General features: G+C 59.5%; 13 protein-coding genes and 2 tRNA genes. 11 read left to right on the plus strand and 4 right to left on the minus strand.

Annotated elements, in window-relative coordinates; all coding sequences use genetic code 11:
• Positions 1 to 4 precede the first annotated feature (4 nt).
• Positions 5 to 760 (plus strand): polysaccharide deacetylase family protein, encoded by a 756-nt coding sequence (locus AC1DZE_RS21610; protein ID WP_477673921.1) that lies wholly within the window; start codon positions 5 to 7, stop codon positions 758 to 760.
• Positions 757 to 1,935: a glycosyltransferase family 4 protein gene (locus AC1DZE_RS21615; RefSeq protein WP_477700530.1), complete on the plus strand. Its 1,179-nt coding sequence runs from the start codon at positions 757 to 759 to the stop codon at positions 1,933 to 1,935. The genes AC1DZE_RS21610 and AC1DZE_RS21615 overlap by 4 nt, the downstream gene beginning before the upstream one ends.
• 14 nt (positions 1,936 to 1,949) lie before the next feature.
• Here AC1DZE_RS21615 and AC1DZE_RS21620 read toward each other — a convergent pair whose 3' ends face one another.
• The 3 genes from AC1DZE_RS21620 to AC1DZE_RS21630 are packed head-to-tail and all read right to left on the minus strand — an operon-like array spanning position 1,950 to position 5,819.
• A complete protein-coding gene (locus AC1DZE_RS21620; protein WP_477669491.1) occupies positions 1,950 to 2,822 on the minus strand; it encodes a glycosyltransferase family protein in 873 nt (290 codons plus the stop codon).
• A gap of 13 nt (positions 2,823 to 2,835) precedes the next feature.
• Positions 2,836 to 4,608, minus strand: coding sequence for a lipid A export permease/ATP-binding protein MsbA (gene msbA, locus AC1DZE_RS21625; RefSeq protein WP_477673983.1), 1,773 nt, complete (start codon positions 4,606 to 4,608; stop codon positions 2,836 to 2,838).
• A complete protein-coding gene (locus tag AC1DZE_RS21630) occupies positions 4,605 to 5,819 on the minus strand; it encodes an O-antigen ligase family protein (RefSeq protein ID WP_477669493.1) in 1,215 nt (404 codons plus the stop codon). The genes msbA and AC1DZE_RS21630 overlap by 4 nt, the downstream gene beginning before the upstream one ends.
• 227 nt (positions 5,820 to 6,046) lie before the next feature.
• Here AC1DZE_RS21630 and AC1DZE_RS21635 point away from each other — a divergent pair, with 227 nt between their 5' ends.
• From AC1DZE_RS21635 to AC1DZE_RS21675, 9 genes are all read left to right on the plus strand, one after another.
• The gene (locus AC1DZE_RS21635; protein WP_477669494.1) at positions 6,047 to 6,802 is read left to right on the plus strand and encodes a glycosyltransferase family 2 protein; all 756 of its coding nucleotides are present in this window, start codon (positions 6,047 to 6,049) and stop codon (positions 6,800 to 6,802) included.
• Positions 6,799 to 7,656, plus strand: coding sequence for a glycosyltransferase family 2 protein (locus AC1DZE_RS21640; RefSeq protein WP_477674382.1), 858 nt, complete (start codon positions 6,799 to 6,801; stop codon positions 7,654 to 7,656). The genes AC1DZE_RS21635 and AC1DZE_RS21640 overlap by 4 nt, the downstream gene beginning before the upstream one ends.
• A 14-nt stretch (positions 7,657 to 7,670) precedes the next feature.
• Entirely contained in the window at positions 7,671 to 8,960 is a 1,290-nt protein-coding gene (tolB, locus tag AC1DZE_RS21645) for a Tol-Pal system beta propeller repeat protein TolB (protein WP_477669496.1), read from the plus strand.
• A 61-nt stretch (positions 8,961 to 9,021) separates the two neighbouring features.
• Entirely contained in the window at positions 9,022 to 9,555 is a 534-nt protein-coding gene (gene pal / locus AC1DZE_RS21650) for a peptidoglycan-associated lipoprotein Pal (protein ID WP_477669497.1), read from the plus strand.
• A 20-nt stretch (positions 9,556 to 9,575) separates the two neighbouring features.
• On the plus strand, positions 9,576 to 10,331 hold the full coding sequence (gene ybgF / locus AC1DZE_RS21655; protein ID WP_457280991.1) for a tol-pal system protein YbgF: 756 nt from the start codon (positions 9,576 to 9,578) through the stop codon (positions 10,329 to 10,331).
• Positions 10,332 to 10,397: 66 nt separating this feature from the next.
• Complete coding sequence (locus AC1DZE_RS21660; RefSeq protein ID WP_477700531.1) at positions 10,398 to 11,513, plus strand: YeeE/YedE family protein; 1,116 nt, start codon at positions 10,398 to 10,400, stop codon at positions 11,511 to 11,513.
• Between the two features lie 29 nt (positions 11,514 to 11,542).
• Entirely contained in the window at positions 11,543 to 12,322 is a 780-nt protein-coding gene (locus tag AC1DZE_RS21665) for a tRNA threonylcarbamoyladenosine dehydratase (RefSeq protein WP_477669499.1), read from the plus strand.
• A 93-nt stretch (positions 12,323 to 12,415) separates the two neighbouring features.
• Positions 12,416 to 12,491: transfer RNA gene (locus AC1DZE_RS21670), tRNA-Lys, on the plus strand.
• A gap of 8 nt (positions 12,492 to 12,499) precedes the next feature.
• A tRNA-Lys gene (locus tag AC1DZE_RS21675) sits at positions 12,500 to 12,575 on the plus strand.
• Positions 12,576 to 12,581: 6 nt separating this feature from the next.
• Here the strand turns inward: AC1DZE_RS21675 and AC1DZE_RS21680 are convergent.
• On the minus strand, positions 12,582 to 13,897 hold a 1,316-nt coding region (locus tag AC1DZE_RS21680; RefSeq protein ID WP_477700532.1), incomplete at its 5' end, for a tyrosine-type recombinase/integrase.

Below are 13,897 nucleotides of genomic sequence, written 5' to 3' on the forward strand. Positions count from 1 at the left end.
CTTCATGCCTCTTTCAATGTTCAGCCAGAACCGCCAACCCATTCCCATCCTGGTCTACCACCAGATTGCCGAGGCTCCGCCCAAGGGCAGCAGTCCGTTTCGCGGGCTCTATGTGGCACCCGCGGCTTTCGCGCGGCAAATGGCCTGGCTCAAGCGACTGGGCTACACGGGCGTTTCGATGAGCGGCCTGCTGCCTTACCTGCGCGGCGAGCGTAGCGGCAAGGTGGTTGGCATCACATTTGACGACGGTTACCGCAACAACCTGACCCAAGCCCTGCCGGTGCTGGTGAAGCAGGGCTTTTCGTCGACCTGTTATGCAGTCAGCGGTCTGCTCGGGAAAACCAATATCTGGGACGGGGGCATAGGCATCCCGCAGACCCCGCTGATGGACGAGGCCGAGATCCGCCAATGGGTGGCGGGCGGGCAGGAGATAGGCTCGCACACCCACAGCCATGTCAATCTAATGGAAACCGACGAGCCGGGCTGCCGCGAGGAGATGGTGCTGGGAAAGACCGGGCTGGAGGCCGTCTTGGCCCGGCCGGTCGAGCATTTCTGCTATCCCTACGGCCACTACGAGGCCAGGCACGTCGAGCTGGTTCGGGAGCTGGGGTTTGCCACCGCCACCACCACGCAGCGCAGCCGCTGCCATGCTGGCATGAACCTGCTGCAGCTGCCGCGGGTGCCGGTGCTGCGCTCGACCACCTTGCCGGTGTTCTGGCTCAAGATCGCAACGGCCTACGAGGACCGCCGGAAAAAATGAGCCCGCCTGATTCTTCCTCCAGGAAACTGCGCGTCGCCGTCTTCAACCGAACCTTCTCGCCCACCGGCGGCGGCGCAGAGCGCTATTCCATCGCCCTCGTCGAGCAGCTCTCGGCCCGGCACGAGATGCATGTGTTCGCGCAGGACATCGACCACAAGTGGCCCGGTGTGACTTACCACAAGGTCTCTTCCCCGCTGCGCAAGCCGCGCTGGGTGAATCAGCTGTGGTTTGCCACGGCCACCTGGTGGGCGACACGGCACGGCTTCGACGTGGTGCACTCGCATGAAAACACCTGGCACGGCGAGGTGCAGACGGTGCACGTGATGCCGGTCAAACACAGCCTGTTCCAGGGACGCCGCGGCCTTCGCCGCTTCTTGCGCTGGATCAAGGTCGTGACCAGCCCGCGCCTGCTGGCTTACCTGGCACTGGAGCGCGCGCGCTATATCCCGCGCCCGGGCCGGCAAGTGGTGGTGACGTCCGAAAGCCTGCGGCCCATCATGGCGGCTGCTTACCCGGACAGCAGCGCCGCGATTTCAGTGATCACGCCGGGGATCACGCTGCCCAGCTCGATGAACGCTGATCGCAAACGCCAGGCGAGGGCGCTACTGGGGTTGCCGGCAGAGGGCACCTGCCTGCTGTTTGTGGGCAACGATTACCGCAAGAAGGGCCTGGAGGCCTTGCTGCAAGCCATGACGCGGCTGCCAGCCGATGTGGTGCTGGCGGTGGTGGGTAACCCTGCGCATATTGCCGAATTCCGCGCACTTGCCGGAACACTCAAACTCGGTGCACGGGTGTTTTTCCTGGGTGCGCTCAAGGACGTCAGCCCGGCCTACGAGGCCGCCGATATCCTGGTGCACCCCACCTTCGAGGACACTTTTGCGATGGTGGTGCTGGAGGCCATGGCCCACGGCCTGCCGGTGGTGGTCAGCGGGCCGAATTACTGCGGTATTTCCGGCCTGCTGAGCCAGGGTGTGAATGCCTTGATGCTGGACGATCCCCGGGATGCGGGTGAACTGACGCGGGCGTTGGGCGATTTGCTTGCCCAGGCGACGTTGCGGGAAACGCTGGCGGACGGCGCCGTGGCCTTTGCCGCACACTACCAGTGGCGTGAAATCGCGCTGCAGCAGGAGGCGCTGTACCTTTCAGCTGTGGCGGCAAAGATCGCGGGTTCCTGAAGCCGTCAGGTGGGTCAAGCCACCAGTTTGAAATGCTTGCGGCTGAAATCCAGCCCGGTCAGCGTTTCCACCTGCCGCATGAAGTGGTATTTGTTTTCCTTGGGCGTGGGCTTGTAGGCCGGGTCGATGTTCAGGACCGGTTCAGCCTCAGTGGCCAGCCATTCCTGCACCGCCTGGGGGTGCGTGCCCTTAAAAGGGGCGAGCGCGCGGCGATCAAACTGGCTGTAGGTGATTTGCGCCGCTGAGGCCTCGCCCCAGTACTTGCTGACCTGATCCAGTTTCTTCTGCATTTCCTCGTTGCGCCGTATCCAGCCGTAGTGGTAAATGTGCGCACCGGCAAGTGCGCCCTGGGGGTTACGCCCCCGTTTGTGCTGTGTAGTGACCAGCCAATACTGGCCATCGGGTGCATAGCTTCGAATGGTATTGCGGATCAAACGGCATTCGCGACGGTACCATCCCGGGCTGATGGAAATCCAGTCGGGAGAGCCATAAAAGTGATGGTAGTCAAACACCAGCGCTTCGACTGCGGGATTGAAGTGATGGCGCTCAACACTGGCCCGAATGGCGGCAAGCTCGCCTTCGTGTACCACTTCATCGCCCTCCAGGTAGAACGCCCAATCGCCGGTGCAGGAGTATTGGGCGATCATTTTTTGCTGCGCATAAACAAAACCGCGGTCTGCCATGCGTTCGTTCCACAGTGTTTCGATGATTCGGATTTTCGGGTCGTTGATGGCCTTGACGCGTTCCAGCGTGTCGTCCTCGCCCTTGCCCACGGCCACGACGAATTCATCGACCAGGGGCAACAGGGAGCGGATGGAGGCCTCAAAGGGAAAGCCCAGGCCCACGCCGTTGCGAATAAAGGTAAAGCCGCTGATGGAGACTGGCATCGGGAATGACTTTCTAGGCTGCGCCCTGGAAGCCCAGGCGGTAAAGGTGGGCATAAGCGCCGTTGTTCTGGAGCAGCTCAGCATGGCTGCCTTGCTCGACGATGCGGCCGGCGTTCATCATGATGATGCGGTCGGCATGCTGGATGGTGGACAGCCGGTGGGCGATGATCAGCGAGGTGCGGCCCGCGGCCAGCCGCTGTATGGCTTCCTGTACGGCTTTTTCCGACTCGGTGTCCAGGGCCGAGGTGGCTTCGTCGAGGATGAGCACGGGCGCATCCTTGTACAGTGCCCGGGCAATCGCCAGCCGTTGGCGCTGGCCGCCGGACAGCTGCATGGCGTTGTGGCCGAGCACGGTGTCTATGCCCTGCGGCAGTTCCTCGAGCAACTGGCCCAGATTGGCGGCGGTCAGGCAGCGCACGATCTTGTCACTGTCGAAAGACTGACCCAGCGCGACGTTGAAGGCCATGCTGTTGTTGAACATGACGACGTGCTGGCTTACGAAGGCGAACTGCGAGCGCAGCGAAGCCAGGTCCCAGTCTCGTAGTTCCGTGCCGTCCAGCAGTATGCTGCCGGCGCTGTAGTCGACAAAGCGCGGAAGCAGGCTGGCCAGCGTGGTCTTGCCAGAACCGGACGAGCCGACCAGCGCCACGGTCTCGCCGGCGCGTATCGCCAGGCTGATGCCGTCCAACGCCGGCGGCGTATCCGGCTTGTAGACAACGCTGACGCCTGAAAATTCAATGTCGCCGGCGACCCTGGCCGTGCTGAAGCTGCCGCTGCTTTCGTCCTCGATGAGGTCGACCAGGTCCAGCCCGCGCTCGATCGCCGCCAGCCCGCGCGTGATGGGCGTGGCACCGTCGGACAAGCTTTTGATGGGGGCGATCAGCAGCAGCATGGCCGTCACGAAGGCCACGAAGCCGCCCACAGTGGTGGTGTTTTCCGAGCCCTGGAGCAGGGCGATGGAGATGACGGCCGACAGCGCCATTGCGGCCAGCACCTGGGTGATGGCGCTCATGCCTGCGTAGGCGACGGTGGATTTGATGGACAGCCGCCGCAGCGTGTTGCTCAGCGCCTCGAAGCGCGAAGCCTGACCGGCCTGCGCGCCATGCAGCCGCACGTCGCGGTGAGCCAGCACGTTCTCTTCGACGACATAGGCCAGGTTGTCCGTGGCCACCTGGCTTTCGCGGGTCAGCCGGTAAAGGCGGCGCGTCAGTAGCTGAATCACCAGCGCGACGGCTGGGAACAGCAAGGAGACGATCAGCATCAGCTTCCAGTTCAGGAAGAGCAAGTAAGCCACCAAGGCCACCAGCGTGAGAACGTCGCGCGCCAGCTTCATGACCGCATTGATCATCATCGACGAGCCGTTGAACACCTCGTAGACAACGGTGTTGGCGATGGCGCTGGAGGACTGGTCCGCGAACAGCGACAGGCGCGAGCTCAGCAGTTTGCCGAACATCGCCCGGCGCAGCGACTGGAGGCCCTCGTTGGTGACCTTGGCCAGGGCGTACTGCGCCAGAAACCCGGAGAGTCCCCGCAGGGTGAATAGCAGCATCAATGTCAGTGGAACCAGCCAGAGATTGAATGAGTCCCGCTGAAATCCCCGGTCCAGGAGTGGCTTGAGTAATGCCGGTACAAACGGCTCGGTTGCCGAAGCCACGATAGTGGCGCCAATGGCTAATGCCCATCCACCGCGTGAGCTGCTGAAATAAGGCCAGACTCTCGCAATCCTGTGCTGCAGGGACGGCTTTGATGGTGAATTCAAGGAGCCTTTTTCTGTGCTGCTGCTCATGCTGTTGCTTCGTTTTTGGATTGACCAGCAGATTCGTGCGTCGGGCTGCGGAGCCCTAAAACCAGCAGCAAACCGAGCAATACACAGAAAAAATCCCCGATCAGCGCGTCATAAATGGATGCATTGAAAAAGCACGAAGCGGCCAGTGCCAACAAAGTGGACTGCACCGCCCGGGCATATGGTTTGTCCATCCCGGCGGTATCTTTGAAGATCGAAAACATCAACCCGCAAAGTAGGGCAATTCCCGGAATGCCCAGCTGAACACCCCACAGCAGGTATTCCTGATGCGGATTTCCGTTTTGTACAGGCTTGTAATCCTGCTTTTCCCGTTGCTCAAGCCGGTTGTATTCGCTTGCCCAGCTCCCGGCCCCGGCGCCCAGAATCGGGTTGTCGCCAATCGACTGCACCGCCCTGTGCCAAAAATGGAGCCGGATGCCTGAAGAGCTGGATACTGCGCCGTAACCGGTTGCTATATCGGCCCCCTTTTTAAAGGAAAAAGACTTTATTTCGGTCTGCGCTTCCACAATTCTCTGGTGCATTTTGGATGAACCAAATGAGAGAGCTACAAGAAAGATAAAAGGCAGAAGTACAGTGACTATTCGATAGCGCTTGGGTAGTTCCCACATGATGGCGCTCGACAGCAAAAGGATTGCCACCACGTGCCCGGTACGGCCACTCAGCACAAAAAATACATTGCACAGCGCCAAGATCGCGGCCAATACAGCGAAATGTGGGCCAAAGCGCCCGGGGAAGAGGGCGCGTAAATGCCAGCAGACCGCTGCGAACACTCCGCTCATGATGCTCTGGTCCAGATAGCTGGAGAATACGGCGTAGTTTGTCAGCGCCATATTGGAAGTTGCCCAGGGTACCGGGAGATGGAAAAAAAGCATCCAGGAACCGGCCAGCAAAAATACCTGTGCAGCAACAAATGTGGCAAACGCACACATCGCCTCACGCGCATCGCGAACAAGAAATACGATCAGGATGATCTCAAGCAGCTTGCCATATTTTCCAACCGAGCTCAATGCATCGGTCAGTGGCGCAACGGTCCATATCAGGCTAAGCGTGAACGCGAACAGGATGACCAGCACGGCGATTGGTACGCGCAACCCTGCAAGCGGATTCTTGTATTGCCCGGTTTGTCGCATGGCCAGCAGGGTAGCGAGCCCGCAAAGCACCAGCAAAAGCTTGGCAATACTGATTATTGCCATAGACAATCCAATAGAGGCCGTGGCTAAGCAAATAATGGCGAGCCGAAAATTGAGCGTCTTATTTAACAAAATGGTCGCAGTCAGTACCTGATGAGCAGCCCGCATTATCGGTGATTCCACACTTGCCGACGAGGGGGCGCGTACGGGTCCTCTGCTATGCTGTCAGGGGATGAAGCAACGCGACTTCACTGGTAAATCCCCCTTGTGATCTTCCGAGTAGGCATTCGTTGGCAAGCTTGTCCGTAACCATCATCACCAAGAATGAGGCCCATAACATGGAGGCCTGTTTACGCTCGGTAGCTTTCGCCGATGAGGTCGTGGTCCTCGATTCAGGCAGCAGTGATGGAACTGTGGCCATTGCCAGGTCCATGGGAGCTCGCGTCAGCATCGACCATGACTGGCCGGGGTTTGGTGCCCAGAAAAACCGCGCATTGGCCCTGGCGAGTTCCCAATGGGTTCTTTCTCTGGATGCGGACGAAAGAGTTACCCCCGAGCTTCAGCGTGAAATCATCAAAGCGCTTCAGGCGCCGGCGTTTGACGTCTATTCTTTTCCTCGTCTTTCCAGCTATTGCGGGCAATATATGCGGCATTCCGGCTGGTATCCCGATCGTGTGACGCGACTGTTTCGGCGCGAGAGTGCCCGTTTTTCGGATGATCTTGTCCATGAAAAAATTCTTACGTCGAACCCGGTAGGGCAGTTGAACTCCTCCCTGCTCCACGAAAGTTTCGCAAACTTTGAGTCGGTTCTCGACAAGGCCAACCGCTATTCCAGTGCCGGTGCCCAAGTGCTGCACAGCAAGGGTAAAAAATCATCGATCAGCAAAGCGCTCGGCCATGGTTTTTGGGCATTCTTTCGAACCTATTTTTTGCGCTTGGGTTTCATGGACGGGCGCATGGGGCTTGTGCTTGCCATTTCAAATGCCGAAGGTACCTATTACCGCTACCTGAAGCTTTGGTTGCTGCAACGGAATTCCGGCAAGTGAACGAGCACACCGTGAAGGTCAGCTTTATTGTGCTGACCTATAACCGAACCAATGCGTTGCTGGTTGTTTTGAAGTCACTCGCAGGTCAATGCGGGCCGGCGCATGAAGTCATCATTGCCGATGATGGATCTCGCGCGGATGAAGTGGAGATGCTCCATAAGCAATGTCCGGACTTCAACTGCTCCGTCCGCCACGTTTGGCACCCTGACGTGGGCTTTACCGCAGCGCAGGCTCGCAACCTCGGAGCCAGTCTGGCTACGGCCGACTATCTGGTTTTTCTTGATGGAGACTGCGTTCCCGGGCCGCGCTTTGTGGCGGAGCATGCTCGCCTCGCCGAGCCAGGATGTTTTGTCAACGGAAGCCGGGTATTGATCAGCCAACGTCTTACAGAACGTGTAGTCAATGGCGCTATTGATTTACCCAGCCGTCCTGTATCGTTCTGGATTCGCGCCCGGCTGCAGGGCGATAGCAACAAATTATTGCACCTCCTGTCCTGGCCATGGCGTTTATTCAGGGTACAACAAGGTTTTCAGTGGCAAGGCATTCGCAGCTGCAATCTGGGTGTCTGGCGGCGGGATTTTTTTAACGTCAACGGATTTGACGAAACTTTTCAGGGGTGGGGTCATGAAGATGCCGACCTGGTGTTGAGGCTCAGCCATATGGGAATTCGGCGCAAAAATGGTTTTATGGGTACGGAAGTATTTCATCTTTGGCACCGAGAGAACACGCGCGACCAGGAATCCATCAATAAAAACAGGGTGCTCCAGCGCATGAAAACTGCTGTCACGCAGGCGGAGAAAGGGCTGGGCCAGATTGCCCCTCAAACACCCATCAAAATAACGCATTTGCATTGACCTGAAAAAAAACCATGAGCATCACACCCCTTATTCGCCGTCGCACCATTGCTGGAATGCTGGTTGCTGCCACGCTCCCGGCAGTGCCGGCTCTGGCGCAATTTCGCGTTGAGGTTTCCGGAGTTGGCCTGACCCAACTGCCCATCGCCATCGCCACGTTTCGGGGAGAAGCGCAGGCACCGCAAAAGATCGGCGCCATCGTCCGGGCAGACCTTGAACGTAGTGGCATGTTTCGACCGATCGATACCGCAGGGATCGTCGCGGATGAGAATACCCGCCCGGATCTGGCTGCCTGGAAGCAAAAAGGCGCTGATTCGATGGTGACCGGCAGCATTTCCCCGTTGGCAGATGGTCGTTTTGATGTTCGTCTTCGCCTCTGGGATATCGTGCGCGGACAGGATTTGGGAGGCCAGAGTTACACGGTAGGGCCTGCTGACTTGCGGCTGTCTGCACACCGCATTTCCGATTTTGTCTATGAAAAACTCACTGGCGAAAAAGGCATTTTCTCGACGCGTATCGCTTACGTGACCAAGGCGGCCCAGAAATACAACCTCTGGGTGGCCGACTCCGACGGTGAGGGCGCGCAGTCGGCCCTGACCAGCCCCGAACCCATTATTTCGCCCGCCTGGTCACCTAACGGCTCCCAACTGGCTTATGTGTCGTTTGAGTCGCGCAAGCCGGTGATCTACGCACACGACGTGGCATCCGGCAAGCGACGCCTGCTGGCCAACTTTCGAGGCTCCAACAGCGCGCCCGCATGGTCGCCGGACGGCAAACAGTTGGTGGCGACGCTGAGCCGCGACGGTGGTTCGCAGCTTTATGCGATCGGCCTCAATGGGGGCGAGCCCAAACGGCTGACTCAATCTTCCAGCATAGACACCGAGCCTGCCTTCTCGCCCGATGGTCGCTACATCTATTTCGTGAGCGACCGCGGCGGCGCGCCGCAAATCTACCGCATGAGCCCCAATGGTGGCAATGCCGAGCGGGTCACCTTTACCGGGACCTACAACATCTCCCCGGCGCTCAGCCCTGACGGTCGATGGCTGGCCTATGTTTCCCGGGTGGGCGGCGCCTTCAAGCTGCACGTCATGGAACTTGCCAGCGGTACGGTCACTCCAATCACCGAAACCACGGCCGATGAAAGTCCGAGCTTTGCACCCAACAGCCGATTGATTGTGTATGCCACCCAGCAGCAGGGCAGGGAAGCCCTGATGACTACAACGCTGGACGGCAAGATCAAGGCAAGACTGTCCGGGGCAAGCGGTGACATCCGGGAACCCGATTGGGGCCCTTTCCAGCGGTGACCGGCAACACCCGGCATTATTTTTGTTTTCCATACGGCCTATTTTTTTGTAGAGGTACTTCATGAAACGCACCGTTTTTTCAATCATCTTCTCCCTTGTCCTGGCGGCCACGCTGGCAGCCTGCGGTTCCGGCGTCAAGCTGAACGACGTGCCGGTCGAGGATCGCACCGGCACGACCCAGCAAGGCGGTACACCAGGCGCGACTGGCCGTGCTGTTGCGCCGGTACAGGTTGAAGGCGCCGATGCCTCGTTGGCGGGCCCTGCCAATACCACCAAGGTCATCTACTTTGACTTCGACAGCTACGTGGTCAAGCCCGAGTTCCAGGGAGCAATCGAGGCCCATGCCAAATACCTGACGGCCAACAAGGGCCGCAAGATGGCTATTGAAGGCCATACCGACGAGCGCGGCGGCCGCGAGTACAACCTGGCTCTGGGCCAACGGCGCGCTGAGGCAGTTCGCCGCGCGCTGGGCTTGCTGGGCGTGGCTGATCCGCAAGTCGAGGCCGTGAGCTTCGGCAAGGAAAAGCCGGCAGCTACGGGCTCTGATGAGGACTCCATGGCGAAGAATCGCCGCGCTGAACTCAACTACCGTTAAACGGGGCCCGAACCGTGAACATGTTTCGGTATGCCGCGGTAGCCGCGGCCTGCGTGCTGGCGTTCAATGCAAACGCCGGCCTGTTTGAAGACGATGAGGCCCGCCGGGCGATCCTCGATTTGCGGCAAAAGGTCGATGCGTCGCAGCTGCGCATGGCCGATGACGTGCGGAAAAACACGGAAGACAACGCTCAGTTGCGCCGCAGCGTACTCGACCTGTCCAATCAGATTGAGGCACTGCGCAGCGAAGTCGCCAACCTGCGTGGGCAGAACGAAAACCTGACGCGCAGCGTGGCCGAGATGCAGCGCACCCAGAAAGACCTGACGACAGGCGTGGACGAGCGTCTGCGCAAGTTCGAGCCCGGCAAAGTCAATGTGGACGGCAAGGAATTTGTGGCCGAGCCCGCTGAAAAACAGGAGTTCGAAACCGCACTGGCCACGCTTCGCAAGGGCGACTTCGCAGCAGCGCAGACGAGCTTCCTGGGCTTCCTGAAGCGTTATCCGCAAACCGGTTACCGGACATCGTCCCTGTTCTGGCTGGGCAATGCGCAGTACGCCCTGCGCAACTACCGCGACGCGGTGACTAATTTCCGCTCGCTCGTGACGGCTGAACCCGATCATATGCGCGCGCCGGAGGCCATGCTTTCGCTGGCCAACTGCCAGGTGGAACTCAAGGACACCAAGTCGGCCCGCAAGACGCTGGAGGACCTGGTCAAGACCTATCCCCAGGCCGAGGCGGCTTCCGTCGCCAAGGAACGGCTGGCCAAGCTGAAGTAAGCCGCACCTCGGGCAGGCTATCCGGCTGGCCCGGGGGCAAAGATCATTCGCCCCTAAAATCGGGCGATGGACATCTCCGCACTCAATAGTCTCACGGCCCAGGTTCTATGGGCCGGTTTTATTCTCGCCATGGTTTTTGGCGCGATTGCCCAGCGAACGCACTTCTGCACCATGGGCGCCGTCAGCGACATCGTGAACATGGGTGACTGGACCCGTATGCGCATGTGGGGAATGGCGATTGGTGTAGCCATGATCGGGTTTTTCACCATGGCCGCGGCCGGTGTGATTGATCCATCCAAGACCTTGTATGCCTCCAACCGTTTTATCTGGCTTTCCGCATCGGTGGGCGGCGCGATGTTCGGTTTTGGCATGGTCCTGGCTTCAGGCTGCGGCAGCAAAACGCTGGTGCGTATTGGAGGGGGCAGCCTCAAGTCCGTCGTGGTATTTGCCGTGATGGGCATCGCAGCTTTTGCGACACTCAAAGGCATCACGGCTGTGGTCCGTGTGGCTACGGTCGACAAGATTGCCGTCGATTTCACGGCCAATGCGACCTTGCCCAACTGGGTGGCCGGCGCCATCGGTATCACACCCGCCGCCGCCGGTATCGGCCTGGCCATCCTCATCGGGTTGGGCCTTATCGTCTGGGCGCTGTTCGGCCAGGACTTCCGTCGCTTTGATAACCTGCTTGCAGGTCTGGGCATTGGCGGCGTCATTGCGGCCATGTGGTGGGTCAGCGGGCGCCTGGGCTATGTGGCCGAACATCCGGAGACGTTGCAGGAAGCCTTTCTCGCCACCAACTCGGGCCGCGCCGAGGCGCTGAGTTTTGTCTCGCCCGTGGCTTACACCGTAGACTGGCTCATGTTTTTCAGCGACAAGAGCAAGGTGCTCACGCTGGGCATCGTGTCGGTGTTCGGTGTGGTGGTTGGTTCGGCCGTCTACGCCGTGCTGTCGCGCAGTTTCCGCTGGGAAGGTTTTCGTGACGCGGAAGACACTGCCAATCACCTGGTGGGAGCCACATTGATGGGCGTAGGCGGCGTCTGCGCCATGGGTTGTACCGTGGGACAGGGCTTGTCGGGCATCTCGACCCTGAGCGCGACCAGCTTTGTGGCGCTGGCTGCCATTCTCGCGGGCTGCGTGGCGGGATTGAAGTACCAGATCTGGCGGCTGGAACGTTCTGCCTGAGCACGTCCCGGCAACGATCCGCATTTCCAATGACATCCCTCATCGAAGAACTTCCCGCCGACTTGGAGCGCCGGTTCGGCGGCCTGGCGCGCCTTTACGGCGCGGCGGGGGCGCAGCGCATACGCCGGGCGCACGTTGTGGTGGTGGGCCTGGGCGGCGTGGGTTCCTGGGCGGCCGAGGCCGCGGCCCGCAGCGGCGTGGCCCGCCTGACCCTGATCGACCTCGATCACATCGCCGAATCGAACATCAACCGCCAGGTCCATGCGCTGGACAGCACGCTGGGGCAGGCCAAGGTGCAGGCCATGCGCGAACGCATCGCGCAGATTCACCCGGGCTGCCGCGTGGACGGCATCGAGGAATTTGTCGACGCCGCCAACTGGCCGGGCATCCTGGGCCTCGAAGAGGGCTTTGACCGCAAGCAGCTGGCCGTCATCGACGCCTGCGACCAGGTGAAAGCCAAAACCGCCATGGCAGCTTGGGCGATTGCCAACAAGGTGAATCTGGTCAGTGTAGGCGCCGCGGGCGGCAAGCGGCTGGCGCACCGCGTGGACATCGACGACCTGTCGCTGGTCACGCACGACCCCTTGCTGGCGCAGTTGCGTTACCGGCTGCGCAAGGAGCACGGCGGCGCACGCAAAGGCAAGATAGGTGTAGCCTGTGTCTTCAGCCGCGAGGCTGTGCTGCAGCCCGATGCCGCAGACCAAAGCGACGGCAGTCTGAACTGCCACGGCTATGGATCGGTCGTCAGCGTGACCTCGACCTTCGGCCTATGCGCGGCCGGCTGGGCACTCGACAAAATTGCGGCCTGAGTTTTTGCGAAGGCTTAAAAAATCACGCTATAATTCAAGGCTTTGCTGCCCTCGAAGCAGCAAATACCGGGATGTATCGCAAGATACGTTCTTGGGACCATAGCTCAGTTGGTAGAGCAGCGGACTTTTAATCCGTTTGTCGTGGGTTCGACCCCCGCTGGTCCCACCAGAATTTCCGGGTTCTTAGCTCAGTTGGTAGAGCAGCGGACTCTTAATCCGTAGGTCGACAGTTCGAATCTGTCAGAACCCACCAAGTACATCAAGGACTTAGCCGCAAGGCTAAGTCCTTTTGTCTTTCTGAACGTGACAAAAACGTGACCAGATTCCCCTCGGTTTCAGGCTTCAAGCGGACGATCCGCGTGGCAGCCGTGGCCAGGTGCTCCGTTCCATACTTCGCATAGCGGTCCACCATCTCCCGGGATTTCCAGCCGCCCAATTCCTTGAGCTCATCGCAAGACGTTCCCGCCTGACGATGCCATGAGGCCCACGTGTGGCGCAGGTCATGGAACCGAAAATCCGAAATACCGGCAGCCTCAAGCGCTGTACGCCAGGCAGAGTTGGTAACCTGATAACGCATCGGTTCGCCCCGAAAGGTGAAACAGTGCGTCAGGCTCTTGCCAATCTGCTCCCTCAAGACTTCTTTCGCATCTTCATTCAACGGAACTCCCCGGGGCGTGCCATTCTTGGTTTTATTGAGCCAGGCGGTATGCCGGTTCAAATCCACCCGATTCCACTCCAAACCCGTTATCTCGGAAGCACGGCAGCCTGTTGCCAGGGCAAACCGTACCAGGGCCGCCAGATGGGGCGCACAGTAGCGAATCAATCGATCCGCCTCCTCATGCGTCAACCAGCGGTCCCGCTCGACTTCACCGGTCAGGAGCCTGATTTTCGGAAAGCTGTCGATCCACTGCCACTCATCGCGGGCCATCCGAAAAAGGCCGCGTATCGTAGCGAGGTACCGGTTCACCGTGGCAGGCTTGTTGCCCTTCTTGAGTTCTCCCTGGACAACGGCCCAAATCACGTCACCATTGATCTGACTGAGCATCATCGACCCCAGGTAAGGGTCAAGGGAGCGGCAAATCTGCTGCACATCCGAAAAACTTCTCAATGTCCGCTTCAATTCGAGGTACCGGACAACGGCTTCTTGCCAGCTACGCTGAGGCTTCAATCCAAAGTGGGTTTCCCGGTACGCGTCCAGCTTCAGTTTGGCTAGATACGCTTCGGCGTCCTCTCTGATTTCAGTCCCAGCGCTTTGGCGTACTCTTTTGCCGTTGGGGAGCGTTGCATTGATCCACCAGAAACCGGAATCCGGTCTCTTGTAGACACCTGTTGAATTGCACCGAAGTCTGACCCGAGTTTTCCATCGAATTTTGACCCACACTCTTTGTGAGCAGAAGGTGCTCACGATGTGGATAAGTTCTTGGTTTTCTCCTTTTTGGGCTGAGTCTGTGTGGATCTGCCTCAAAGTGCGCCGCTGTTTCCGCGATTTTGTTGCCTCGATTCCCAGCCAGGTGGCCAGCTTCTCAGCGTAGGGATCGAGCTTAGTTGAGCTGACCCGCCTTGGGTACTTGGGCT

This window comes from Polaromonas sp. P1_F1 (assembly GCF_056405795.1).